The sequence below is a fragment of the Bartonella sp. AU18XJBT genome (assembly GCF_028618595.1).
In the GTDB taxonomy this organism is placed as follows: domain Bacteria; phylum Pseudomonadota; class Alphaproteobacteria; order Rhizobiales; family Rhizobiaceae; genus Bartonella.
Map to the genome: position 1 here is coordinate 65,661 of NZ_JAQITE010000006.1, position 26,773 is coordinate 92,433.

Here is a 26,773-nt window from a genome sequence, read left to right on the forward strand (position 1 = left end):
GTTTTATCTCTTTTCCAGTAGTAAGTTTCCTTTGATTCACTCGTGAATGCATTTGGTAAGATGTGTTTTTCGCTTTTTCTTGAGAGGATATAAAGGATTGCTTGTGTCAGTGTCTTTTATGATGACTTCGTTAAGAGCTGGGGTATTGATATAAGTTAGCTCAGTAATGGAAGCATTTTGTATCGCACTTAATTTTTATTGACTGTAGAGGGAATCCTATTAGACCGTAAAATATCGTCGTTTAAGACGGGTAACCCATGTAAGGCTTTAAGCATATCGGTGTTTTTTATGAGAATATTTAAGGCAATGGTTTGTCTAGAGGCTTACATTGTGACATGTGATTCTCCGAAAAAAATAGAGATTTACATCACATTGATTTATAAAGATCATTCGTTGTTTTGCGTCTTGAATGAAAGGTCTATCGTGGGATTTTCTCATTTTAAATTTCTCTCATGTTGAATCAATGGTAATCCCTTGCTTTTCGGTCACAAGTGGGGCTGGCATGTGGGTGAACATTCTATAAGAAAGGAAAAAATGTCTATAATGAATACTTTCAAATGTAAGGATTGTTGTAACATTGGGGGGTAATTGTATGCTGATGCCAGCGTGCTTTCTTATGAGCAGAAAAGAGAAAACCGTTACAAGACAGAAGGTGTACACATTTATAATAATCTTTAGTACTTTTGATGATAAAGGCACATGAGACTTTTCTATGAATATCACATTTCATTTTCATATTTTTAAACTAAGAATTGTCCATATATTTTTCTTATTTTTGTGAATATAAGGGATTTGTTACGAACAGCTTGTAAAAATAAGTAAACTTAAAACCAGATGTGTTATGTATGGGGTTGAGCAAAGTATTTTATCAAAGTTGGTATGACTCTCCGGTACATAGCTGGTTTATGAATAGTTTTGTGGTGTTGCTTACCTAAGTTTGTGATTTTTTTGTTATCTGTTCATCAATATTCAATTTTCAGCGGTCTGTTTAAAACAGAGATTGAGACTTTTAGAGTTCTATGAATCATTCTAGATTTTGTATGTCTGATTGGAGTAAGAATACTTGCGTATATCTCGTAATCTCTGAAATGAAAATATAACCTCATTTTAGAAAAATATGAAGTTGCAAGGGGCAATGCCAACGTTCATTTTTATTGTTATTTTTAAAATTAGCTTTACAGCTTTCAAAAGTATTTGGAATGCCTTTTATAGAATGGAGATAATGGTTTATTTCATGCTTTTGTTTATCGCGTTCTTTAATGGGAAATGTTTCTCATGCAAAATAGAGTGCCCAAGACAAAATATGTTTATGTTGTACCGTCACACGTTTTTTAAAAGGAATATTTTTCAATATTTGTTGTATCCATTTTATGGTGGCGTTTTTGAATGTTATAATGGTTTTGTAGAAGGGTAAAGTCTCGGTGTAGTGTATAAACGATACTATGATCTTTATGCTTGATAAAAAAGCAAGCCTGCAGCCTTACACATTTTGCTAGATTCCAATGTTGCTATATCTTTTGGTGCTTAAGACTCTTCTCGCTCTTTTTGTATGGTTTTTACCTACAGATCAGCTCCGCTTGTGATTGACAAGCAAGTGATTGTCATTGATTCAACATGAGAGAAATTTGAAATGAAAAATCTTACGATATTCAAGATTCTAGTTTAATATGAATAATGTTAGATTATGATGATTAATCAATTTTTTATCTATGAAGCAAGAAAATGAGGAGGAGGAATTTGTCGAAAAGTTAGATTGTTTGTAGATTGGCGCTGGTTAAGAAACTTTGTCCTTAAGAGTAGAGAGGATGTTAAAAAAATAAAACCAGCAAAAGCTGGTTTTATCAAAATATCTCATTATGATGAAAGAGTGTATTATGCAGCGTAGACAGCTTTACTGTTTTCATCTGTTTCTTCTCTCTCAGCTTTAAACTCGCGTGCCGGCTTGTTGGAGAGATGCATCTCTATGAGATTGATAGCTTCTGTTTCAGAAAGACTATTAATAACCGCAATTTCGCGGGCCATTCTTTCAAGGGCAGCTGTATAAAGTTGGCGTTCAGAGTAAGATTGTTCAGGCTGTAGATTAGAGCGGAAAAGATCACGGACCACTTCGGCGATACAAATAAGATCTCCGGAGTTGATTTTAGCGTCATATTCTTGTGCACGACGTGACCACATGGTTCGTTTGACGCGTGCTTTTCCGCGTAAAACCTTTAAGGCGCGTTCGACAGAATCACTCGCAGATAATTTACGCATTCCAACGGAAAGGGCTTTTGCAATGGGGACTTTGACATCCATCTTATCTTTCGCGAAATGAATGACAAAAAGTTTCAATTTATGTCCTGCAACTTCTTGATCTTCAATCGCTATAATTTGTCCTACTCCATGCGTAGGGTAGACGATATATTCAGAGGTCGCAAATTCTTTGGTCTTGGAAGACGTTCCATGTTGGGATGCCATATTTTAGTTTACTCCCTTATGATCAACAAATGTATCGGAAAACAGGTTATAAACCTGAGGGTTGAGTTTTCTTTAACCAAGTATATTGTACCAATTAAGTGAGCATAAAAGCCGAGTACTTTTAAATCCAAAAAAAATACACCGCTTTACTATAAAAAGCAAAGAAAAATACTTAGAAAGATGATCATGTTAAAATAACACTAACATCAAACTTCCAAAGAATCAATCATTTCGCTTAAGGATTTTTTTATTTTTACAAGAGAAGTCTTTCAATTGTTAAAGGAGGAGGGTGTACACTGTATCATTACTCTTCGCCGCTTCCTGGTTTTTCTGAAAAATACTTTTCTAATTTATTTGGAACACCATCCATTTCTTTTGCTTGAGGAAGAGGATCTTTTTTTGTGGTTAAATTGGGCCATTTGTTTGCATAATGAAGATTAAGTTCTAACCATTTTTCTAATCCTGGTTCTGTATCAGGTAAAATCGCTTCTGCTGGGCATTCTGGCACACAAACACCACAGTCGATGCATTCATCAGGGTGAATAACAAGCATATTTTCCCCTTCATAAAAACAATCAACAGGACAGACTTCAACGCAATCCGTATATTTGCAGTGAATGCAGTTGTCGGTTACTACGTGGGTCAAGATCAAACTCCATTTGTTACTTTAATTCTCTTTAGAGGAAAGTGTGTGCGTGTTTTTATGATTGGTGAGTTGATCGCGTAGTACAGCTAGTTTCGCAAAAGGTGAATCAGGGTTAAAGCGCTTTTCTTTTTGAAAAGGCTTATGATTTGCATGTTTACCTTGGGATTTTTGGAACTTATGAGAGCGTTTTGTTTGTGATGGTGCTTCTTGAGGGGAGTTTTCATTTGTGAGTTCCCCTTTTTTTACAGCGCTCTTCGATTTATTTTGCCACTTATTTCCTAATTTATCACGTTTTTTTTGTGCGTTGTGGTGAAATGGATGCCTATAATGCCATAATAAAATAACTTTATCTTCTTCTGTCGGGAGAGGAGATTTGGCAAAATTCCCAACAGGTTCAGCTGCTGGTAAACGATTGGTTTTATGGAGAGGGTGTTCAATATCAGAGGATAAAGTGTTTGGGTATGAGGTATTTTTTTCTTCTTGTGTTGTTTCTGAATTGCTTATTGTTTTCCATTGACTGCCAACGCATTCTGCTGCTGGAACAGCTTGCATTGTCTCATTGATAGGGGAAGAGGCTTGGTGTGCAAGGAGATTTTGTTCAAAAATAGTATTGCTTATGCTGTACGATTGATAACCAAGTCCTTTGAGGATTTCTTCCATATCATTTCCATTGGCTCCAAGAATAGACATCATGGCTGGTGTCACAAAAAAACTTTTTCCATCATAGGCGCCATCTGGTTTGGGATCACTTCCTTGTTTCCAATGCAGTGCGGGGCGGATGAGATTGGCAAGACGTTCTAAAATATCAATCCGTACAGCACGTTGTCTTAAGATTCGGTAGCCAGCTAATTGATAAAATTGGCGGTTATAGGTAGGGTCAACAATCAAAGAGGTTCGACCAGCAGATAATGCTGACAAAATTTCACCCGAACCAGTTTGATCTTGTCCCGCATTTTGAAGATTCCACAGGAGAGTAATGGCTTGAACCGGAGCAGGTTTAAGCATTCCGGCAACATAGATGTGAAAAGCGCCAAAACGCACACCTAGACGCCGAAGCACGGCACGTGATTCTTGTGCAAGTTTTTTGACAATGTCTAAGACTTCGCGGCGTGGTAAAATCCCTAAAGAGTTAAAAAGTTGTAAAGCAAGACTGTTTGTTGAATCCGTTAAATTATCAGCATTACGCAAATCAAATAGAGGTTTTAAAGTCGTTTCAAAATGAAAGGTGACAAAGCGTTCTAATCGCTTCACAACGTTATCGCGGGATTCTCCTGTGAGTTGTTCATCTGCTAAGACAATCAGTTTTGGTTTGAAAAAATCTTCTGTTGCTACAAGCTGTCCTACGGGCTGACCAATCCAGCGCACAATTCCATCAGAACTGAGGGTAAAATCTCCATTTGCACAAGCACAAAAACGTGTCGCGCGTTTGGAAAAAGCAAGAATCAAATTTTCATTCTCTGTTGAAATTTGCTTGTCAGTTATTTGATCGGTACTATTTTTGTTGGCATAAAAACGAAAACCTTCAAATTTACCCCTTCCGTGTTTTTCAATGAGAATATCATCTTGAAGAATCTCATTCTGTTGAACAATCTTGCTATTCATGATCATTTTCTTTCTCAGTGCGAAATTGGTCAAAAGCTTTTTGCGACAATTTCATAATGGCTCTCTTTCTTTAACACGTTTGTTGCGTTTGCTTCAATCACTCTTGTCGTTTTTTGATGTTTCTTTTTGCACCTTTAAAACTTGGATGCTTCTTTTTTTATTCAGTTTTCATTCAGTTTGGGTGCTTTATATTTGTAAATTACACTTATTGGTTGTAATGTAAAGCTGAAAGCATAAATAAATTCTTCAGTTTAAAAGGAAACGGTATCGGTTATCAAAAAACAGCATTTGTTTTGCATGGTCATTTTATTTTTTTTGCTGTTTTGTCATGAAAAGTGAAGAGAAAAATTTTTCAAATATTTCATAGGCTAAAAGGCATATTGTAAAGGCATTTTGCAGGTGAAATTGTGTCTCATGATAAAAAGTTTTACCATGATAATGAAAAAAACAATTGCGATTATAAAATTACACGTTAAAGTAGTGAGTACAGAAGTTAACAACTTTTGCGTTCTTTTTGAGGAGAACAATGATGTCGTTGCCAAATCAATTTTGATAATTTTAATCGCAAGGGGTTATTATGGGTAATCTTTCAAATGCTGTTTATAAAAGCAGCAAAAATTATAGCGATGCAGACAAAAGCTTAGGACGTAGTATGATGCGTTCCGCTATGCAAGCACCTTATCTTGAACGACAAAAAGAGCATGATTTGGCTCTGCGGTGGAAAGACAAACGTGATGATGATGCCATGCATCAAATTGCAGCGGCTCATATGCGTTTAGTGATTGCTATTGCTAATCGCTTTAAACGTTTTAAAATGCCATTGGGGGATTTGGTACAAGAAGGATATGTGGGACTGTTAGAAGCAGCTGCACGTTTTGAACCTGATCGGGAAGTGCGTTTTTCAACGTATGCAACGTGGTGGATACGCGCTTCTATTCAAGATTATATTTTGCGAAATTGGTCAATTGTTCGAGGGGGAACGAGTTCTTCGCAAAAAGCACTTTTCTTTAATCTTCGGCGTTTGCGTGCAAAACTGATACAAGATGATAGTGCTTTGTCAAAACAGGATATTTTTCGTACAATCGCTGAAAAGCTTGGCGTTTCCGTACGCGATGTTGAAACAATGGATTTTCGTTTTTCCAGTTCTGATAATTCCTTGAGTGTTTCGGTTTCTGAGAACAGTGATAATCCCATTGCTAAGATGGATGTTTTGGTGGATGATAGTCCTCTTCCTGATGCTTTAATTGAGCAAGTCATTGATGGTCAAAGGCGTACACAGTGGCTTTACGATGCGTTGCAAATTCTCAATGAACGGGAGTTGGAAATTATTCGCTTTCGTCGCTTAAATGAAGAGGGGGCGACTCTCGAAGTTTTGGGTGAAAAGTTAGGAATCTCGAAAGAGCGCGTGCGTCAAATTGAAGCTAGAGCTTTGCAAAAATTACGTTCTGCTCTCCTTACGGTTCATTCAGAAGATGCTTACGATATATAAGCAGTGAAAGGCTTTGGGGGGGAGGAAAGAGAACGTATAAGTGGGGGCATATGAGAATATGATGAAGTCAGTTTTAGGGAATGTCCAGATTTGTTTAGGAATATGCCTCCTTGGGGATGTGTTTGGTGCTACTGATAAACAGAGGAAGATAGGGGTGATGTTGGTTGGTAGGAAATATGTATCAAACGGAAGCCTATAAAAGCATGATGAAATAGGTTTTTAAAGTGGCCCTTTTCATTTGCGAATATGCTTTAAGGGGGGCGTTATACAGATAGAAAAGAATCAAAACTATAGCAGATGAGAAAAAGGTTTATTCTGTAATAATTTTCACTTTTGTACCTGCGGGTAAAGTTTGTGTTGGTGAGAGAGCGTTGAGGATGCGAAAGAGTTTTTCTTTATATGGTGTGTATTGCATTTTATCTGCAAGATTTGCAACGTTTTCTCCTTGTTTAACGCGGACAACACGGATTTTTAAGGGCTTCAATTTTTTTAACTGTGAAGATGAAAGAGCATGAAAGCTTTGCAGCGTTTTTTGGGCAACTTCTGCAAAATTTCGAGAATTATGCGGAGCGGCTGTCAAAAAACGAAAGATGTGGTTGTTGAATGGAATGACTACCACATCAAATTGCCATTGCTCATTGGTAGCATGGGCTCGTGCTCCAAGTAAATTTTGGCTTTGAAATCCTTGATGCGTAAACTCTTGACTGGGGAGCCCTTGAATTGTAATGGGGCGGATAGATGATTGGTCTAGCCCGATAATCCAGCCGCTTTTCAAATAATCACTCGCAGATATTCCAGCAGGATGCGGAAGAGCATCAAAACGAATCGCAATTTTATCTGGTCCACTGGCCCAAACAGTGTGTGCTGAATGTTCTATTGTAAAATTGTTTGGAACAGAAAAAGCTACGCGCAACTGTGGGTGAATAAATTGGTTGCCCCGTACAAAACCTGTATAAAATCCTCCTCCAAAAATCATGCCATCAATGCTTTTGAGAAAAGAATCACGATCGGTTGTTTTACTATTCCCTTTACTGATTTTACACGCTTTTTCTATCGCAAGCCGAATGCGTTGAGGGGTGGTTGGGTGAGAAGCTAGAAAATCTAGAGAGGCATTTTGGGTGCCGGAGATATGACGCAAAGCACTATAGGCTTCCATTGTTTGAAGAAAGCGCGGTGAAGCAAATGGATCATATCCTGCTTGTTGAAGCATTTCAAGTGCAAGGGAATCGGCTTCCAGCTCTTGATTGCGGGAAAATTGCGCGAGTTGTTGCTTGTTTTGCGTAGGGGTATGAAGTTTTTTGCCAATAGAAGAAAGAAGATGTGAAGATACGTGATTTGCCATCTTTAATTGGGCTTCTTTTTGCAGGCGCAAAATGCCATGATTGGCTCTAATATGTGCTATCTCGTGGGCTAAAATGGCAGCAACTTCTGAAGAATCATTGGCTAATGCCAGCATACCACGAGTGATGTAGATTGCGCCATTGGGGAGTGCAAATGCGTTAACGCTTTCTGAGTTTAAAATGGTTACAGAATAGCTTTGATGAGAACTATGGGATGCAACTGTCAGTTTACGGACAATCTTTGCTAAAAGGTGTTCAAGTTTTGCATTATAATAAGCGCCGCCATACATTTGCAAAATACGTGGGTGTTGCAGAGCGCTTAATGTGACATAGATATCGTGATTGTTGGTATGTTTGATCGTTTTAGAAGAAGTGGAAGAAAGTCTATCATTTTGAGAAAGGGGTGTATGACAAGCTGAAAGGAGAAACGTTAAACTTATGAAAGTTGCTTTATACAGGCACGAGTGAAAAAGAAAATTGCTTTGAAAAATGGGGTGCGTTGGACCATGGTGCACATTATTTCTGCGGAGTAATTTGGCAAATTGCATTTGTATCTTTGTATCGTATGTTTCTTTAAGAAAGACATTAGGGATAAGGATTCGTTGGGCTATATCACGCTTTTTGTTTATAGAAAATGACTCTCACTGATAAAAGGATGCACTGTAAAGGAAATTTTGTGAAAGGCAAAGTATGGCATGACAACATTTACGATATTATTAAATGGAGATGTTCGTATCACTGATCGTTTGCTTAATCAAATTCAAAACAGTCGGGTGATTGCTGCTGATGGTGGTATGCGTCATGCGGCAGCGCTTGATGTGTCGCCTGAGTTGTGGTTAGGGGACTTTGATTCGTCAGATGAGAATTTAATACGCCAATATAGTCATGTTCCGCGCGAAGTTTTTCCCTCTGATAAAGATATGACAGATAGTGCTCTGGCTTGTGAAAGAGCGCTGCAAAATGGCGCTAAAAAGCTTATTTTGTGCGGTGCTTTGGGAGGTGAGCGAAGTGATCATAGCCTTTCTCATATGACGCAAGCGTTAATGATGGCTGAAAGGGGCATTTCAGTGTTGTTGACAAGCGGTTTGGAAGAAGGTTGGCCGGTTTTGGCAAGACCTTGTTCGTATGATTTGCCTAAGGGATGTTTGTTTAGTATTATCGGTTTTTCTGATTTAAAAAGCTTAACTCTTGCAGGGGTAAAATGGCCAATTTGTGACAAAAATGTGTCATTTGGCTCTTCTTTAACACTTTCTAACCGTATTTGTGGAACCTTTTCTTGCCATTTAGGTTCTGGAAAAGCTATATTGTTAGCGTCTGTGCCTATTCCGTAAAGCTCTTCCAATAATATTTTGAATAAGGCAGGGGGGGACTAGTGATTAAGTGCCGACATAAACGATATATTATGTATTGATCTTGAGAAGGAAAGGTTTTGATATGTTAAAATCAATTTTTAAAGTGGCCGTTGTTTCAGCCATTGGTTTCAGTTCAGTCGCTTGTACTACAAACGATGAACGCGTTGCACGTTATGGCGTAGGAGGAGCAGCAATCGGTGCTTTGGCTGGAACTGCTATTGCTGGAAGTACGCCTGGAGCAGCACTTACCGGTGCAGCATTTGGTGCTTTGGCTGGAACAGTAACAGGCGCGGCTGCAAATCAAAGAAAACAACAAAGACAGGCATCACAATTGTGCACATATCGCGGTCGTAGAGGGCATGTTTACCAAGCACCTTGTGCACAAAGAGTTCCTGTACGACAATTGTGTGCTTACCGTGATGCAAGAGGGGTGATGTATAAAGCACCTTGTCCGCGCCACGTTCGTTAATGGCGGTGCCGCTCTTGCGGCTTGACCGCATTTTCTTAAATTTTGGAAAAACGCCTTTGCTCAATCAAGCTTGTTTATCGGTTGAGCAGGGGGCGCGTATTGCGCTGGTCGGCCGTAATGGTTGTGGAAAATCAACCCTGTTAAAAATTGCCGCAGGAATATTAGAGCCTCATGGTGGCGAAATTTTTCGCCACCCGCGAGTGACGCTCCGTTATGTCTCACAAAATCCGGATTGTTCAGGATTTGAAGATATTAACGCGTATATGGAAGCGGGGCTGGACGATACATCTGATGTCCAGTGGATCAATACACTTCGCACAAATTTAGGGTTTTCGGGGGCGGAAAAATTGGAAACGCTTTCGGGAGGCGAAAAGCGACGTATTTCATTGTTACGGGCCATTGCTGCAAAACCCGATATTTTGTTCTTAGATGAACCAACCAACCATCTTGATTTACCAACCATTGAATGGCTGGAGGCTATTTTGTCTTCTTTGCGTTCAGCGATTGTGGTGATTTCCCATGATCGGCGATTTTTAGAAAATGTTACGCGGTCAACGGTATGGCTTGATCGTGGCACAACCAAAAGACTGGAAAAGCGTTTTTCAGAATTTGAAAATTGGCGTGATAAAGCACTGGAAGAAGAAGCCATCGAGCAGCATAAATTGGGGCGCCAAATTGCTCGTGAAGAGCAGTGGTTGCGTTATGGCGTGAGCGCACGGCGTAAGCGTAATGTACGGCGCTTAGGCGAATTAAAAAACTTAAGACAGCGTCATCAAACCTATAAAGGGCAGCCGGGAAATGCACTTTTGACAGCAGCGAAAAGTCATGATTCTGGGCAATTGGTGCTTGAAGCAAAGAAAATTTCAAAATCCTATGGTGATCGCATTATCGTGAAAGATTTCTCTTTGCGCATTCAGCGTGGTGATCGGATCGGTTTGGTAGGACCCAATGGTATCGGAAAGACAACGCTCCTTTCTGCATTAATTGGGCAAGAAGCCGTGGATAGTGGAACGGTGAGGCATGGCTATAACCTCTCTATGGCATTGCTTGATCAGCAACGTATTTTAAATGAAGAAGAAACTTTAGCCCATTATTTAACGGGAGGAAGAGGTGATACTCTTGTGATCAATGGACAAGAGCGGCATGTCGTTTCTTATATGAAAGACTTTTTGTTTTCGCCTGAACAAGCACGTACTCCTCTTAAAGAATTTTCCGGGGGAGAAAGAGCACGCCTCATGCTTGCACGACTTCTTTCACGTCCTGCAAACTTTTTGATTCTTGATGAACCGACCAATGATTTGGATATGGAAACTTTGGATTTGTTACAAGAATTTATTGCTGATTTTGCGGGAACAGTATTGTTGGTTAGCCATGACAGAGACTTTTTAGATCGTACTGTAACGCATATGTTGGCACCTCAAGGTGATGGTCAGTGGGTTTTGTATGCGGGCGGCTATAGTGATATGATAGCGCAAAACCAGCATGCTTTGAGTTTACAATGCAAAAAAACAGAATTATCGCAGCGTAAGGCACCTTCAAAATCTCAAGCGGGAGAGTTTTCAAAGCAGGACTCATCAACAGATCATAGCTTGATAGTGCGGGAGAAAAAAACACGAGGTAAATTGTCTTATAAGCAGGTTTATGCATTGGAAAGATTGCCTGGAGAAATTGCTGTTTTGCAAAATGAAATCAAAAAAATTGAACAGGAGCTCTCTGATCCAGCCCTTTATCGCAGTGATAAAGAGCGTTTTGAGCGTTTATCAACAGCGTTGGAAAAAAAGAAAAATACTTGCACACAAAAAGAAGAAGAATGGTTAGAACTTGAAATTTTACGCGAAGAAAAGGAAGCGTGTTCACGATAATATCTAAAACATTTTAAGAGATTTATATTGCATTATCACGTTTTTGGGGATTTGTTGCAAGAGTTTATGGCTGATTTGGCGCGAACAGTGTTGTTGATGAGTTATGACAGAAATTTTTTAGATCGTATTGTAACATAGAGCACCTCAAGGTGATGGTCATTGGGTTTTGTATGCGGGTGCAGTGATATGATAGCGCAAAACAAGTATGCTCTAAGCTTACAAGGCAAAGAAACAAAACTATCTTTGTCGTGAGTTTTTTCAAAATTTCGTATATGGAAGTATGCCAATTTCATTACACACTTTGCCAGTTCCCAATGTTGGTTGCAGATCCTTTGGAACTTGAGAGCATTCGTAAGAGACATTCCTTTGTCTTTACCTTATACTCTAGATACACCACCCCCGCTTATGATGGAAAAGCAAATAATCCTCATTTATTCTAACGTGAGAGGTGTTGTGATGAGAAAAGCTTATTGTATTCGACGTTATGATTTAAGTTTAAAAGTGATGATTTGTTAGGATAAATCAACGTGTTATTGGAACATTTCTAGGAGGGGAAAAAGATGGCAATTAAAACACAGCGCACAATTTCCACATTGATCGGTTTAGAAGATGCAGCTGAACTGTCTTCTTATTACCTCCGTAATACGAATCATTTGCGTCCTTTTGAACCTTTAAGATCTGATGGTTAGCACAGCTTAACAGCTTGGGAAACACGAGCCAATGCATTTTCTTATGAAAGTGCACAAGGACAAGCATATCGATATGCCCTACGATTAAAAAATGAAAACACAATTATCGGTATTGTCAACTTTACAAATGTGGTTCGGGGTGTTTTCCAAGCCTGCCATCTTGGTTTTTCTCTTGATGAAAAACAACAAGGCAAAGGTCTCATGTTTGAGAGTTTATCGGCGCTAATATGGCATATTTTTCATGTTTATCATCTGCATAGAGTGATGGCAAATTATAGACCTGAGAACATAAAAAGCGAACGTTTATTAAAGCGCCTTCACTTTGAAAAAGAAGGCTATGCCAAAGACTATTTGATGATTTCTGGGAAATGGAGAGATCACATTCTAACCTCTCGAATCAATAATCTGTACGAGTCTGTCAATAAGTTCGAATAAAGTTCTATTAAAAGCTCGATTAAGGGGCTTTTTATCAAATGTGTAAATATGCCGTATTTCTGCCTATTCCAAAAGACGAAGATCTCCATTTCTTCTTTTGTAAATAGTTCAGACTCTCATTTAGCGGATTTCAACGGCTGACCACTTTCATATGTTTCTTTTCGTAGATAATAACTTGATTTATCACCAGCATTCATTTTTTCAATTTGAAGAGAGTCCTCAATATCGGAAGACTTTCTCACTTCAAATCTATTGATGTTTAATCATAAAAAACACCTCTCTTGCACATCACAAACTGGATTGGCATACAAGTGAGGGTTTATGTGGATAAAAATGATTGGAGGACAAGGATAAAAATGCTCTGTATAAATCCTTTTAATGTGAGGGCTGTTGCAATATTGTGTATTCTGTGACCGATAGTCTTGTTACAAGTTACACAAACTGCTTATTATTAGGTGCAATTTTTATACATTCATTTGTTTTTTGCATTTTCTTTTCTTAAGAAAATTTCAAATGTTATCAATGGCTTTAATTCATACCAAGCGCATTTTTATAAAGCTCAATGATTGCTTCTTCTTCCATTCGTTCATGCTCTTCTTTTTTACGCAACCGTATAATGCTTCGAACAGCTTTACTATCAAAACCAGAGCCTTTAAGTTCAGTGTAAACGTCTTTAATATCATCAGAAATGGTTTTTTTCTCTTCTTCTAGTCGTTCAATACGTTCGATAAAAGAGCGTAATTGGTTTACGGATATAGCGTGTGTTTGATCGGTTACTGTATCGTTCATTATATTTTTCTCCAAGTTATATATTTTAAGCTGTTTTTCAACGACGAATTTATTTTGAAAAAGCTTGAAAAACAAAAAGTAAATCAAGCTATATAGTTTTTTACAAATTGACTTTAAATATTTTGTAAAATTTTTAAGATATATGCATTGATAAAAGGGCTATAAAAAGAAAAATGTAAAAATATATGTTTTAGACTTGAAAAGCTTTTGAAAAAGAAGTGTGTAATTTGTTTTGAGAATTTGACATTATAGAGGAAGTTTTGTGATTTTAAAAAAACGATATTGGGTGTTTCAAAAAGGATTAAAGGTTTTTCTTTTGAGCATTTTGCTCTTGTTTCCCCTTGTTGTTTTTGCAAAAGCTGACTTTAGGGTTTGTAATACAACCCAACAGTCTGTAGGGGTTGCTCTTGGATATCGTACATTTTCAGGGTGGGTGAGCGAAGGCTGGTGGACGGTACCCGTGACGGAGTGTAAAACCTTAATTGAGGGGCCTCTTGCTTCACGGTTTTATTATTTTTATGCGGAAGGGGCACAAAAAAAAGGGAACTGGGCAGGCTCTGTAACCATGTGTGTGCAAGATAGCCAATTTACCATTCAAGGGGTTCATGATTGTTTCCCTCGAGGATATCAAAAGGCTGAATTTAAAGAAATCGATACCGGAAATCAAACCAGTTGGATGGTACAGTTGACGGATGAGTCTTTGTTAAACAATTCTGTTGTCCCTTCTCTTTCAGGAAATTCTCCACCGTGAAACGTGCACGTAAAGTAAAAATTATTGCGACTCTTGGCCCTTCTTCTTTTTCGAGTGAAATGATTGAGAAGCTTTTTAGGGCAGGGGCAGACGTTTTTCGTCTTAATATGAGCCATACTGATCGTGATATGATGGGTGATTTGGTCAAGTCTATACGAGAAGTTGAAAAAACAGTTCGGCGACCCATTGGTATTTTAGTGGATCTTCAGGGACCAAAACTGCGTGTGGGGCGCTTTACTAAGGGTCAAGAAGATTTGCGTGTTGGGCAAAGCTTTACGTTAGATAATCGCGATGTCCTTGGTGATGCACAGCGTGTTTTTTTCCCTCATGAGGATGTATTTTCGGCTGTTAAACCAGGGGATCGCTTGTTGATTGATGATGGAAAACTGGAACTGCGTGCGCAAGTTTGTGATGGTCATTCTATACAGTGTCGCGTGGTTTCTGGAACCCGTATTTCCGATCGAAAGGGTGTCAGTTTTCCCGATACAATTTTGCCTTTTGATTCGATGACGTTAAAAGATAAGGAGGATCTTCAGGCTCTTTTACAGCAGCCTGTTGATTGGGTTGCTCTTTCTTTTATTCAACGTCCAGAAGATATTATAGCGGTGCGTCGATTGACGAAAAACAAGGTGTCTTTGATGGCAAAAATCGAAAAGCCTCAAGCCTTGGAGCATATAGAGAAAATTATTGATGTATCCGATGGTATTATGATTGCACGGGGTGATCTCGGAGTGGAAATGCCTTTGGAAAGGGTTCCTGCACTTCAGATGGAGCTCATAAAAGCTTGTCGTTTAGCAGGAAAGCCTGTTGTGGTGGCAACACAAATGCTCGAATCAATGATCTCATCTTCTGTTCCAACACGTGCAGAAGTGTCGGATGTTGCTACAGCAGTTTATGCAGGAACAGATGCGGTGATGTTGTCTGCTGAATCTGCTTCTGGTCGTTATCCGGAAGAAGCCGTGCTTATGATGGATCGAATCGCGCGGCAAATCGAACAAGATCATACTTATGCCGCTCAGGTTGGGGCACAGCATCCAGCACCAGAATCAACAGGAACGGATGCGATTTCTCTTGCTGCGCGTCAGATTGCTGAAACACTTGAATTAGCAGCTATTGTTGCCTATACGGCTTCAGGAACAACGGGGGTGCGCGCTTCTCGTGAACGTCCCAATAGACCGATTATTGCTTTATCTCCCATTGTGGAGACAGCACGGCGTTTGGCTTTAGTTTGGGGGCTTCATTGTGTGGTCACGCAAGATGCACGGAGTTTAGAGGATATGGTTGATCGTGCAGCAGCCATTGCATTTCAGGAAGGCTTTTGCAAAGGGGGCGATCGCTTTCTTGTGACAGCTGGCGTTCCTCTTGGAACGCCTGGAGCGACAAATCTCTTGCGTATTGCTTCTGTCTCTCAAGATGGAACGAAAGGGATTTGAGCCATTTACGCATGGTGTTTTTTCATGCACCTTTGAACAGGCTTTAAAACAACGGGTGTGCGCTTCTTGTGAATGCCTCCATAGATCCATTATTCTTTTATCACTCATCGTAAGATAGCAAGGTGTTGCGTTAGGTCGTCCAGTTTGGGGATGAAAGCAGAGGCGGTGATGTTGTCTGTTGATTTTTGTTTTAGTTCTGAGGAAGCTGCTTTTGCGGTAGGGCATTTAATGAGAGAGCCCCTTTTATTTCATTGAGGCATATTGGGGATTTTTTATTGATGTTTATACGAGCAAGATGTTCATTGATAATGAGAGTTCATTCTTTTTCTTTTTGAAGGAGAGCCTTGAAATTTTTCTCATTTTAAACTTTTGCAAACAGAATTGAATAAAATTAAAATTATGTGCCTAAAAAATCATGCTGGTATGTCATGAAGAAAATGATGGGTGAATGTGTTTTTAAAATATGCTTTGTCGGCACATTTAAAGCATATTGATTTATAATGATAATATAGCGTTCTTTATATTCTATCAAAATATTCTATCAAAATTCTGAATACCGTAAGATTGTCTTATTTTAAATTTGTGCATGTTTTGTCAATCATGACTATTTGCTTACAAGCGGGTGGGGGTATGGGTAAAAACTGTACAAGAAAGGTGTCCATCTTATGAATCGTTTTACGAACCAAGGGGCTGTTGCAATATTGGGGGTGGTTATAATGATGGTACCGGTTTGCTCTTTCTTTTATTAAGCACGGCGTTTTGAGAGCTGAGGAGAGAGTATAAGGATAAAGATGGTGGTAGGGAATGTTTTCAAGAGCTATTATTGTTATTTATGATGTTTGAAGTTGTATGAGATTAACATACTCTTCGGGTTTGGCTTTTTTCCTGCTCTAAAGGATGAAAATACTAAAGTTCACGCTGGTTTATAAACGATACGGCTCTTCTCGGTGGGTTCCCTCTAATGGATATTTCAGGTGCCAAGATTCCATGGTGCTTATATTATCAAATGGCGGTATTTTATGGTATAATATATAAGGTTATTTTTTAAATATATATTGAATCTGCTGGATATTATCTAGGGGCAAGAACTTTTGGTATGTATTCATAGGAAACATGAATATAGCTCTTTTTTTGGAGGACGCTTTATTTGTTTGTTGCTGTTGTCATTTGTATGATTTTTTTACAATGATGTTGGTTTTGTTATCTTGTTGCGCTGTTAAAAGACATCTCATTTGAAGTGTGGTGATATAAGGTTGCCTTCTTGATATAGGAAGTGTTTGTGCAGGGGTGAAATATTCAGGGGCAGGCTTTCTTGTTGAGTTTTAAGTTAATCCTATAAATAGTGAGTAGCTGGAATCCTCTCTGATAAAAAAACCGGACTATTTACAGATTGGTGTGGGTTTAAGAATTTTTATCCTGTGAGGTATGGGCGGAAATTCAAATTTCTGGTTTATTACACGCTGATGTGCTTTTAGAAATCTTCCTGTTCCTGTTCTTGAATGTTTGTGCGGTTTTCATCATCTTTGAGCAATTGGTTGGTGAGATTTTCAATGCGTTGTGTGGTGTCACGCATAATTTTCCCCATGGTGCGGTCTCTTTCGTTGTGGAGTCGCAAAAGAGCATCGTAGTCTTCTTGTAATTTTTTATTTTCTCGTTTTATTTCTTCCATTTCATCGATAATCATTATGCCAGCCATAACCGATAAACGATGGTCGCCAATTTCACCAAAATTGTTCTTTAAATGTGTGATATATTGATCCAATTGAGCAGCAAGCGCAATAAGACGACGTTCTTGTCCTTTATCACAAGCCATGCGATAAATTTTACCATCAATGGTAACGGAAACAGTTTCCATACATTCAAACCTTTATCTATCAATGACGACACGAATTGTTTCCATTGCTTTAATAAGACGTTTGGAAACTTCTTTGTTTACAGACTCTAAGCGTTCAATTTGGGCTTCAGCTTTGTCAAGCGCTTGGGCAAGATGGCTGCGGTCAGCATTCATTCGTTGGATTTCTTCTTCCCATTCGTTATTTTTATCAATAACGGCATTGCGGTTTATTATGGTGATCTCTAAAGTTCTAAGTGCCTTTTCTAGGTGCTCTAAAGCATCTTGTAGAACTGTAGTCTCTTGGTTCATTGCTTTTATCCTTTGGGTAATTATCCTTTATCAATGTGTTATGCAAAAACGAATCACTTTCACTCTTGTGTTGTGTGCATTTTATTTTTAAGTATGTAGGATATTTTAGCAAGCAAAGCAGGGGATGGATATAAATTAAAAGCTGGATTTTTTGTGCGTATTGGCATAAATGACATGGATATACAGGACGCGTGAGGGGAATGTTATTAATGCTATTGAAGTGGTGGCAAAAAGTCTCACGCTAATGGTTAGAAAATAGTATTTCTTGAGAATTTTAAGAGAATACGGAAAAAGCAACAGAATAACGTATTTAACGGAATGGTCGATTATTCATGACAAACACCCACCAACAGAATCAGATGGCCAATGCTATCCGTTTTCTTGCTATTGATGCGATTGAAAAAGCAAATTCTGGTCATCCGGGCTTGCCCATGGGGGCAGCCGATATTGCTACGGTTCTTTATACAAAATTCCTTGCTCATGACCCCAAAAAACCTCGTTGGCCTAATCGTGATCGTTTTGTGTTATCGGCGGGGCATGGGTCTATGTTGCTTTATGCTTTCTTGTATCTTTCTGGTTATGAAGATATTGGCATTGAAGATCTTAAAAATTTTCGCCAATTAGGGGCAAAGCTTGCTGGGCATCCAGAATATGGGCATGTGGCGGGAATCGAAACAACGACTGGTCCTCTTGGACAAGGGTTGGCGAATGCCGTGGGGATGGCTCTTGGGGAGCGTTTGCAAAATGCCCGTTTTGGCGATCTCATTAATCATTATACTTATGTGTTGGTGGGCGATGGATGCCTTATGGAAGGGATATCTCAAGAAGCGATTTCCCTTGCTGGTCATTTGAAACTCAATAAGCTTATTGTGTTGTGGGACGATAATAATATTTCTATCGATGGAGAGATTTCCCTTGCTGACAGTACAGATCAGATTGCGCGTTTTAAGGCATCTGGTTGGGAGACACATAAAGTCAATGGGCATGATCAAGCAGCAATTGCACGGGCTATTGAGGCGGCACAAAATTCTGATAAACCAACTTTGATCGCTTGTAAAACAACAATTGGTTTTGGAGCGCCAAATAAAGCGGGTACCAATAAAGTTCATGGAGCCCCTTTAGGCGCACGAGAAATCGCTGAAACCCGTATCGCTTTAGGGTGGGATGCTGAGCCTTTCGTTATTCCAGCTGATATTCTGGATAATTGGCGCTTGGCAGGGCTTAATGCTGCTAAAAGGCGGCAAAAGTGGGAAGCAAAATTTTCTGATCTTCCTGTCTCAGAGCGTGTGGAGTTTGAAAGATTGATGCGGGGCGATCTCGTGGGTGGATTTGATGGCGCTATTGATACTTATAAACAGAAACTCGTTGAAGAATGCCCCGTTGTTGCTACGCGTAAAGCTTCAGAAATGGCTCTTGAAGTGATCAATGGAGTTGTTACTGAGACCATTGGTGGTTCGGCTGATTTAACCGGATCTAATAATACAAAAAGCAGCCAGATGAAAAGTATCTCTGCTGAAGATTTTTCAGGGCGCTATCTGCATTATGGAATTCGCGAACATGCAATGGGAGCTGTGATGAATGGTCTTGCCCTTTATGGCGGCTTTATTCCTTATGGGGGAACCTTTTTATGCTTTTCTGATTATATGCGTCCAGCTATGCGTTTGTCTTCTCTCATGGGGTTGCGGGTGATTTATGTCATGACTCATGATTCTATTGGTCTTGGTGAGGATGGGCCGACGCATCAACCCGTGGAGCATTTGGCTTGCCTGCGCGCAATGCCTAATCATCTTGTGTTCCGCCCTGCTGATGCTATGGAGACAGTGGAATGTTGGCAATTGGCTCTGAAAGCACGCGAGACGCCTTCTACCTTGGCTTTGAGTCGGCAAAATCTACCGCTTTTGCGTCAAGAGTATGAAGAAGAAAATCTTTGTATGCTCGGTGCTTATGAATTTCTAACAGCTAGCGATGATGCTCAAGTGACGCTGTTTGCTTCTGGTTCAGAATTGCAAATTGCAGTAAAAGCGCATGAAGTTTTAGAAGAAAAAGGCATCCCAACGCGTGTGGTTTCTGTGCCTTGTTTTGAACTTTTTTCTCAACAATCTCTCTCTTATCAGCGTGCTCTCATTGGAGATGCACCGATTAAAATTGCCATTGAAGCTGCCGTCGCCCAAGGGTGGAACCGTTTTATTGGCTGTGATGGTGTGTTTATCGGTATGGAGGGCTTTGGGGCAAGTGGAACAATTGATGCCCTTTATGCGCATTTTGGTATTACTTGTGAGAATGTGGTCGCCACTGTTGAAAAAGAACTTGGAAAGATCAAAGAGAAAAAGACAAAATGACAGCTTGTGTTGTCATGAATGGGGTGGTTTTAGGGACTCATATTCTGTGCAGTGTTGTGGATGATCTTGTGCATTATTGTGGATAAGTGAGTGAGTAATCAAGATATTGACATTGGGGGAATTAATGATTTGGGATTGGTGAAATACCCATTTATTGTGTTTTAAATGTTGTGCTTAAAAAATTGATGAGGAAACATGTGAAATGACAGTTCGTGTTGCAATTAATGGGTTTGGTCGTATTGGTCGCAATATTTTACGTGCACTTGTGGAAAGTGAACGGAAAGATATTGAAGTGGTCGCAATTAATGATTTGGGATCGGTGGAAACAAATGCCCATTTGTTGCGCTATGATTCAGTTCATGGGCGTTTCCCTGGGACCGTTAAGGTGGTAGGGGATGCTATTGATGTGGGGGGTGGTTTAATAAAGGTATGCGCAGAGCGTGATCCTGCTCAATTGCCTTGGAAAGATTTGGATATCGATATTGCTTTGGAATGTACGGGCATTTTTACTGCGCGTGATAAAGCAAGTGCTCATTTGGATGCGGGGGCAAAGCGTGTTCTTGTTTCTGCGCCTTCTGAAGGAGCAGATCTTACGGTCGTCTATGGGGTTAATCATCAATCTTTAAGCAGCGAACATCGCGTTGTTTCAAATGCTTCTTGTACAACCAATTGTTTGGCGCCTGTAGCACAAGTTTTGCACAACACGGTGGGCATTGAAAAGGGCTTTATGACAACAATCCATTCTTATACAGGTGATCAACCTGTGTTGGATACAATGCATCGTGACCTTTATCGTGCACGTGCGGCAGCTCTTTCTATGATTCCTACCTCAACAGGAGCGGCTAAAGCTGTGGGATTGGTCTTACCAGAATTAAAGGGATTGCTTGATGGTGTATCGATTCGTGTTCCGACCCCTAATGTTTCTGTAGTTGATTTGACATTTACCGCGCAGCGTTCCACAACAATTGAAGAAATTAATATAGCTATTGCTGCTGCTGCACAAGGTCCTTTGAAGGGCGTTTTGGACACTACAGAAGAAAAACTCGTGAGTTGTGATTTTAATCATAATCCTCATTCAGCTATTTTCCACAATGATCAAACAAAAGTGATTGATGGTAAGCTCTGTCGCGTTCTGGTTTGGTATGATAATGAATGGGGCTTTTCTAACCGTATGAGTGATACGGCTGTAGCTTTCGCTAAGACAATATAAGAGGACCTCAGGGTCCTCTTTTTATAGGGAAAAGTCTTATTTTTATGCAATTTTGAGAAAAATAGATAGAAGCTGTTGTTCTCATGCGCTAGAGAGAAGATACTATTGAAAAATTGATGATGTGTTTTGTTTTAATACTGTGTCAATACGTGCTTTTAAAAGCTGAATAAAAGAGTAAACTTTGAAAAAGTAAGATCTGAACGAGATACCCTTTGAGAAAACGTCAGAAAATTAGGAGATGTAAACTCTTTTGCCTAGAAGTAAAAGGCAAGTTTTAATAGAGATCAAGTTGAGCCAATGCATTTATTTGCCACAATGGGATATGAAGGTTAAGAGCAATGGTGGACTTTTGTACATTTGACGATGAAGCTTTGGCTTTTTAAGCAGAGGGTGGAGAGATAGGCTGTCGTGGATCTCTTGTAAAAGAAAAGAGGGAGATGAGTGGAAAGAAAAGTGGGCAGGGTATGCGTTTTTATTTGAAACAATGGAAAGTGAAAAGGAAGCAGTGATGGGGTTTCGTACACTTGATGATGTTGATGTTTTGGGCAAACGTGTTCTTATGCGGGTGGATTTTAATGTGCCAATGGCGCAAGGCAAGGTCTGTGATACGACGCGTCTTCAACGACATAAAGAAACAATCATTGAGCTACAAAAGCGTGGTGCTAAACTTATTCTGCTTTCTCATTGTGGTCGCCCCAAAGGAAAGGTAGAGCAAGAGTTTTCACTCCGTCCTGTTGTGCAAGTGCTGGAAAAGATCATTAATCAGCCGGTTGCTTTTGCTCTTGACTGTATTGGTTCTGCGGTGCAAGTTGCTGTTGAGTCATTACAAAATAGTGGTGTTTTACTGCTTGAAAATGTTCGCTTTTATGCTGGTGAAGAAAAGAATGATTGTTCTTTTGCGGAAGCTTTGGCTCATAATGGGGATCTCTATGTCAATGATGCTTTTTCAGTTTCTCATCGTGCCCATGCTTCGGTGGAGGGAATAACGCATTTGTTGCCTTCTTATGCAGGGCGCTCTTTGCAAGGTGAATTGCAGGCGTTAGAAAAAGGACTCGGCAATCCAGCACGTCCTGTGGTTGCCATTGTGGGAGGAGCGAAAGTTTCCAGCAAGCTTTTTGTGCTCAATCATTTGGTGGAAAAAGTTGACTCTTTGATTATTGGTGGGGGGATGGCTAACAGTTTTTTAGCAGCGCAAGGTGTGTCTGTTGGGAAGTCACTGTGTGAACATGCATTGATGGAGACGGTAAAAAAAATTATTAAAAAAGCGCAAGAGTGTCAATGTACGCTTTTGCTCCCCGTAGATGCTGTCGTTGGATTTCGTTTTGAAAAAGATGCACCGCATCGTCTTTATGACATTGAGGATATTCCACAAGATGGAATGATATTGGATATTGGGACGCGCTCTATTGCGCATATCAATGCTGCGATAGATGAAGCTGCTACTCTTGTGTGGAATGGACCCCTTGGTGTTTTTGAGATGTCTCCTTTTGACAAGGGAACTATTGCCGTTGCACGCCATGCGGCAGAACGTAGTTTGACAGGAAAGTTGGTTTCAATTGCGGGAGGGGGCGATACAGTTTTTGCTCTTAATCATGCTGGTGTTGCCAATGATTTTACTTATCTCTCGACTGCTGGAGGAGCTTTTTTGGAATGGATGGAAGGTAAGGTTCTGCCTGGCATTCTTGCCCTTATGCAGGGTTAAAGGGTTTCTTTGAAGAGAAGGTTAAAGAAAAACTATACGGTCGTTTAAGGGTGTTTTGATAGTGTTGCGCATTTTTAGAAATTAAAAAAATATTTTTAGAAGTTTTAAGACAAAATGAAATTTTGAGACAAAATAAAGAGGAATTTTTTATGAATGAACGGCTTGAAGATATTGCACTTGCTTTGGTGCATGCGGGTAAAGGTATTTTGGCGGCAGATGAAAGTACGGCGACCATTGGAAAGCGTTTTGAAAGTATTGGTGTTGAATCCAATGAAGATAGGCGCCGTGCTTATCGTGAAATGCTTTTTAGTACAAAAGAAGCAATGGAAAGTGCCATATCTGGGGTTATTTTATTTGATGAAACCATTCGGCAAAAAGCATCAACTGGGAAAATGTTGACGGATCTTATTCGGGATGCAGGCGCTTTGCCAGGGATTAAGGTTGATACCGGTGCAAAGCCTTTATCCGCTTTTCCCCAAGAGACAATTACTGAAGGGTTGGATGGTCTTCGTGAGCGGCTAAAAGACTATTATGCTTTGGGAGCACGTTTTGCTAAATGGCGTGCGGTAATTGCTATTAATGAACACACTTTGCCAACAAGAGGAGCCATAAGACAAAATGCACAAGCTCTTGCACGCTATGCTGCCTTGTGTCAGGAGTTCAATATTGTGCCGATTGTTGAGCCGGAAGTGTTGATGGATGGATCATCGTGTGGGCATTCCATTGCGCGTTGCTTTGAGGTGACAAAAGCTGTTTTACAGACTGTCTTTAAAGAATTGTTTGAAGCTCGTGTTCTTTTGGAGGGGATGATTTTAAAGCCCAATATGGTGATTGATGGCAAGGATGCGCGCAAGGCTTCTGTTGAAGAAGTTGCTGAAAGGACCGTCCAAGTGCTTAAACAGACTGTTCCTGCCGCTGTTCCTGGAATTGCTTTTCTTTCTGGAGGGCAGTCTGATCAGGAAGCAACGGCGCATTTATCTGCTATGAATTCTTTGGGCGCATTGCCTTGGAAATTGACCTTTTCCTATGGACGAGCATTGCAAGCAGCTGCTTTAAAAGCATGGGCTGGAAAAGATGAGAATATTGCTGTTGCACAGAAAGCATTTCGTCATCGGGCTCGGATGAATCATCTTGCGGCTTTGGGACAATGGACAACAGAACAAGAAAAAGCGTGCGCTTGAAGCACAAGCCCTATACCTAAATGCGGAGAGATTTTGCATGTTTCTGCATGTTTTTTGGGTGCCCTCATCATGATAAAAATGGCGAGGGCGTTTTAGGCTTGAAAGCTTTCTCAGAGAGGGGGCTCCTTGGACATTTTCAAATTCTTTAAGGGGTGCTATCGAGATATAAGATCGCGGGAGAGGTGTGCGATTTCGGGAAGGGGAGATGGGTTCTTTAAAGGAAATTTGTGAATGCACAGCATCTTAGTGTGTTGTCGTTTATGAGGTGGCACTTATTTTGTGAGTGAAAATCATAAAGCTAAGACTGTTTTGAAGAGTTTGATTTTGTGATATTTTTTCTTTTTCATGTTATCATTGCTTGTCATCAGCAGAATCCATTTGATTACAGTTTCAAAGGTGGATTAAGCGGGTAGATTGGAGAGTTTTGATGTCTGAGTGGATTTTAATATACAGCTTATGAAGTTTTTGTGCGTCAAGATAGCTTACTCTGCAATGGGGGGAGCCTTTCTATTGACGAACGAATTGAATAACTCTTGCTAACAAAAATAGATTTTCATCTCAATAAAACACCTATTTTTTCATTAAAATGGATAAATTTTTCTTGTATTTTGTGATGATGTAATTAAGAATAACTAATTTCACAGCGTTTTGTCTTAAAATATGGGGGAGTTGTGGATAGCATATCTTCTGAGAATAACAGTATATCTTCTAAGAATACAAGCATTAAAAGAAAAAATCGATACGCAGAACAGAGTTTTTCTGTAATTATGATGCGAAAATTGTGCCATATGGTGCGTGGGGTATTCGAAGGGATCTTTACAGTATTTACTTTCATAATTTTTATTATCTTGCTCAACATACGTGGACCGGTTCATACCGCATTAAAAGTCTTTGGGTCGGTGAGTGGAATAGGGTGCTTTTTGTTTTTTTTCGGATATCTCATAGAACGCCGCGAAGCAACAGCAGATGAAGCCGGTATATCGTTCGCATTACTCATGGCAATTGCTGAAGGCGTTTCTTCTATTTGCTCCCTGTCTGCTGCGTGGGGTTACGACGCTCTCTTATTCCGTTTAGCACCTCCTGGGTATGTTCTTATTCTCCCTGAATAAATAGAGTGCAATTCGTTTGCATACAAATCAAGATGAGAGGCTATCTGCCTCTCAAATTCTTAATAATCGCTCTCCAAAATCATAACATCAGACCCGCGTTAATGAGAGGACTAACAAGCCGTGATCCTTAAGCTCAAGGCAATTCTTTAAAGGTTGCTGCGCCTAACGGCATCCTTGACCTTGAGATACCCAAACGGCTTATTTTGTTTTTCTCATGCGGCTTCTGAAATCATGATATAAGGGGAAAGCTTCTCATGCTGCCTAAATGGTACCTTATCGTGTGTTAAATGGAAAAATGAGAAAAAGCATCTTTATGCAATATAATCTAATTATGATTTTTTGATTTAAACATAAAGGACTTAAAGTTCTACAAGACTGATACGATAAAAGGGGGAAGGTCGCCTATACTGAGCAATTAGGGCGTATTTTAGGTGCTCTTGATATAGCTATATTACCAAATGATTTTGAAGGACTCATCCTTTTAGCTCTATTCACTAAAAGGTTATTTTGAGGGTTCTTGGTTAATGATTGTAAAGGAAAATTAGCACGTAATATTTCGCTTTGCTAGTATAGATGCTGAATGAGTGGATTGTCTAGAGGATCATTGAAGAGGGAGCGCTAAAAAATGATGGAAAATCCTCTGCTCCTCGGTGAATTCATGGTTGAAGATATAATCGTCGAACTTGGCTTATCTGTTGCTAAAACAGCTGAACGGTTTGAAATGGTTAGGGTGTCAGTTTTGCGTATGCTTGGCTAGCTCTGCACAAAAATTATGATTTGGTGCAAGCTTTAAAACATAAATACCTTAAAGATATATCCTCTTTGTACATGTTCCTATCATCGTTAACGTGCCTTCTTAAAGCATGACAAGGGTTGCTATAAAGTTGAGGGCTGTAAATATAATAAATGATGGCGTTGGTGGTGGTGAGAGAAGATGGTGTCCAATTAAAGTACTCTATCCTTATTTTATAGGCTATGACTGGAAGAGAGAGCTGGAGAGACAATTTGTGAGCAAAGAGAAAGTTGTTTTTGAGGTTGCGTGTCTGCAAGAGCAGAACAGTGGTCGTGGTGATATTTACAAACAATAAATTTGATAAAATTTTACGATTTTGCCAACAGCCGGTTTATTATAAAAGCTGTTGCTTATACGCGCTTACACAAAAGTTATACGAACCCCAAAAGCGCTGAGAAAGTCTTTGCTCTTTTTCAATAATACGGATCTGCAAACAATGTTCAAAAAGTGTTCGTTTTTTGAAAGAGAATAAAAGGATACTCTTGCAGATGAGAGAAGCCTATTTGTGCATTACAATTTGTCATGATTTTCGGTAAACATTATTGTTTAGGGCGGTGATGGAGGGTATGAAAAATTTTTCATATTCAGTTTTTTTTTAAGAGTGTGGTCAGTCTTTAGGGTAGAGCTTGTGTCCCTAGAGCCTATTAAATAAGCCGCATAAGGGGGTAAGCGAGCACCCCCATTATACTCTTTGTCAACAGCGTATATGCTTTCAGTGCGCCAATGTTGTGACAGCCATTGGTACTTAAAGGGGTAAGAGAGGTATTTTACTTCTTTCTTGTACAGTTTCACTCCACACGCCAACTCTGTTTGTGATGTGTAAGCCGAGAGATTTTGTTTGACTCACTATAAGGGTTTGGCATGAGAAAATCCTATGCTATTCATGATCTCTCATGAAAAATAATGGATTATCTTTATAAATCAATGTGACGGTGCTGTTATGAAGAGAGCTCCTTGCACATCCTCATAGTCCATAGAGATT

At 39.7% G+C, this 26,773-nt stretch carries 20 protein-coding genes and 2 pseudogenes; 15 read left to right on the forward strand and 7 right to left on the reverse strand.

Annotated features, from left to right (window positions below):
• Nucleotides 1-1,872: 1,872 nt before the first annotated feature.
• The 3 genes from PVV60_RS03380 to PVV60_RS03390 form a co-directional block, all read right to left on the reverse strand.
• The gene (locus tag PVV60_RS03380) at nt 1,873-2,457 is read right to left on the reverse strand and encodes a CarD family transcriptional regulator (protein ID WP_273723127.1); all 585 of its coding nucleotides are present in this window, start codon (nt 2,455-2,457) and stop codon (nt 1,873-1,875) included.
• 304 nt (nt 2,458-2,761) lie between these two features.
• The gene (gene fdxA, locus PVV60_RS03385) at nt 2,762-3,103 is read right to left on the reverse strand and encodes a ferredoxin FdxA (RefSeq protein ID WP_273723128.1); all 342 of its coding nucleotides are present in this window, start codon (nt 3,101-3,103) and stop codon (nt 2,762-2,764) included.
• A gap of 21 nt (nt 3,104-3,124) precedes the next feature.
• Complete coding sequence (locus tag PVV60_RS03390) at nt 3,125-4,705, reverse strand: hypothetical protein (RefSeq protein ID WP_273723129.1); 1,581 nt, start codon at nt 4,703-4,705, stop codon at nt 3,125-3,127.
• Nucleotides 4,706-5,282: 577 nt separating this feature from the next.
• Here PVV60_RS03390 and PVV60_RS03395 point away from each other — a divergent pair.
• A complete protein-coding gene (locus PVV60_RS03395; protein WP_273723131.1) occupies nt 5,283-6,194 on the forward strand; it encodes an RNA polymerase factor sigma-32 in 912 nt (303 codons plus the stop codon).
• A gap of 310 nt (nt 6,195-6,504) precedes the next feature.
• Here PVV60_RS03395 and PVV60_RS03400 read toward each other — a convergent pair whose 3' ends face one another.
• Nucleotides 6,505-8,082 (reverse strand): M48 family metalloprotease, encoded by a 1,578-nt coding sequence (locus tag PVV60_RS03400; protein WP_273723132.1) that lies wholly within the window; start codon nt 8,080-8,082, stop codon nt 6,505-6,507.
• Nucleotides 8,083-8,229: 147 nt separating this feature from the next.
• Here PVV60_RS03400 and PVV60_RS03405 point away from each other — a divergent pair, with 147 nt between their 5' ends.
• From PVV60_RS03405 to rimJ, 5 genes and pseudogenes are all read left to right on the forward strand, one after another.
• Nucleotides 8,230-8,865, forward strand: a complete 636-nt coding sequence (locus tag PVV60_RS03405; RefSeq protein WP_273723133.1) for a thiamine diphosphokinase — start codon at nt 8,230-8,232, stop codon at nt 8,863-8,865.
• A 103-nt stretch (nt 8,866-8,968) separates the two neighbouring features.
• On the forward strand, nt 8,969-9,355 hold the full coding sequence (locus PVV60_RS03410) for a hypothetical protein (RefSeq protein WP_273723134.1): 387 nt from the start codon (nt 8,969-8,971) through the stop codon (nt 9,353-9,355).
• The gene (locus PVV60_RS03415) at nt 9,355-11,217 is read left to right on the forward strand and encodes an ABC-F family ATP-binding cassette domain-containing protein (protein ID WP_273723155.1); all 1,863 of its coding nucleotides are present in this window, start codon (nt 9,355-9,357) and stop codon (nt 11,215-11,217) included. Before PVV60_RS03410 ends, PVV60_RS03415 begins: the two co-directional genes overlap by 1 nt.
• 48 nt (nt 11,218-11,265) lie before the next feature.
• A pseudogene (locus PVV60_RS03420) lies at nt 11,266-11,457 on the forward strand (ABC transporter ATP-binding protein); the annotation flags it as partial.
• A gap of 320 nt (nt 11,458-11,777) precedes the next feature.
• Nucleotides 11,778-12,341 (forward strand): annotated as a pseudogene (gene rimJ / locus PVV60_RS03425) (ribosomal protein S5-alanine N-acetyltransferase).
• Between the two features lie 528 nt (nt 12,342-12,869).
• Here the strand turns inward: rimJ and PVV60_RS03430 are convergent.
• Nucleotides 12,870-13,130, reverse strand: a complete 261-nt coding sequence (locus tag PVV60_RS03430; protein ID WP_005774567.1) for a DUF2312 domain-containing protein — start codon at nt 13,128-13,130, stop codon at nt 12,870-12,872.
• Nucleotides 13,131-13,392: 262 nt separating this feature from the next.
• On the opposite strand from PVV60_RS03430, the gene PVV60_RS03435 reads away from it, so the two are divergent.
• Nucleotides 13,393-13,881 (forward strand): DUF1036 domain-containing protein, encoded by a 489-nt coding sequence (locus PVV60_RS03435; protein WP_273723143.1) that lies wholly within the window; start codon nt 13,393-13,395, stop codon nt 13,879-13,881.
• Nucleotides 13,878-15,314: a pyruvate kinase gene (gene pyk, locus PVV60_RS03440; protein WP_273723145.1), complete on the forward strand. Its 1,437-nt coding sequence runs from the start codon at nt 13,878-13,880 to the stop codon at nt 15,312-15,314. Before PVV60_RS03435 ends, pyk begins: the two co-directional genes overlap by 4 nt.
• 1,471 nt (nt 15,315-16,785) lie before the next feature.
• On the opposite strand, the gene PVV60_RS03445 is transcribed toward pyk, so the two are convergent.
• Nucleotides 16,786-17,169: a cell division protein ZapA gene (locus tag PVV60_RS03445; protein ID WP_273723146.1), complete on the reverse strand. Its 384-nt coding sequence runs from the start codon at nt 17,167-17,169 to the stop codon at nt 16,786-16,788.
• 12 nt (nt 17,170-17,181) lie between these two features.
• Entirely contained in the window at nt 17,182-17,457 is a 276-nt protein-coding gene (locus PVV60_RS03450; RefSeq protein WP_005774573.1) for a DUF4164 domain-containing protein, read from the reverse strand.
• Between the two features lie 332 nt (nt 17,458-17,789).
• On the opposite strand from PVV60_RS03450, the gene tkt reads away from it, so the two are divergent.
• The 7 genes from tkt (at nt 17,790) to PVV60_RS03485 (ending at nt 26,086) form a co-directional block, all read left to right on the forward strand.
• Nucleotides 17,790-19,796: a transketolase gene (tkt, locus tag PVV60_RS03455; RefSeq protein WP_273723148.1), complete on the forward strand. Its 2,007-nt coding sequence runs from the start codon at nt 17,790-17,792 to the stop codon at nt 19,794-19,796.
• A 202-nt stretch (nt 19,797-19,998) separates the two neighbouring features.
• Nucleotides 19,999-21,006, forward strand: coding sequence for a type I glyceraldehyde-3-phosphate dehydrogenase (gene gap, locus PVV60_RS03460; protein WP_273723149.1), 1,008 nt, complete (start codon nt 19,999-20,001; stop codon nt 21,004-21,006).
• 508 nt (nt 21,007-21,514) lie between these two features.
• The gene (locus tag PVV60_RS03465) at nt 21,515-22,708 is read left to right on the forward strand and encodes a phosphoglycerate kinase (RefSeq protein ID WP_273723156.1); all 1,194 of its coding nucleotides are present in this window, start codon (nt 21,515-21,517) and stop codon (nt 22,706-22,708) included.
• Nucleotides 22,709-22,857: 149 nt separating this feature from the next.
• Nucleotides 22,858-23,889 (forward strand): class I fructose-bisphosphate aldolase, encoded by a 1,032-nt coding sequence (locus PVV60_RS03470; protein WP_273723150.1) that lies wholly within the window; start codon nt 22,858-22,860, stop codon nt 23,887-23,889.
• A gap of 671 nt (nt 23,890-24,560) precedes the next feature.
• Nucleotides 24,561-24,998: a hypothetical protein gene (locus PVV60_RS03475; RefSeq protein WP_273723152.1), complete on the forward strand. Its 438-nt coding sequence runs from the start codon at nt 24,561-24,563 to the stop codon at nt 24,996-24,998.
• A gap of 625 nt (nt 24,999-25,623) precedes the next feature.
• Nucleotides 25,624-25,755 (forward strand): hypothetical protein, encoded by a 132-nt coding sequence (locus tag PVV60_RS03480; RefSeq protein ID WP_273723153.1) that lies wholly within the window; start codon nt 25,624-25,626, stop codon nt 25,753-25,755.
• A gap of 127 nt (nt 25,756-25,882) precedes the next feature.
• Nucleotides 25,883-26,086, forward strand: a complete 204-nt coding sequence (locus tag PVV60_RS03485; protein ID WP_273723154.1) for a hypothetical protein — start codon at nt 25,883-25,885, stop codon at nt 26,084-26,086.
• The last annotated feature ends 687 nt before the right edge of the window (nt 26,087-26,773 follow it).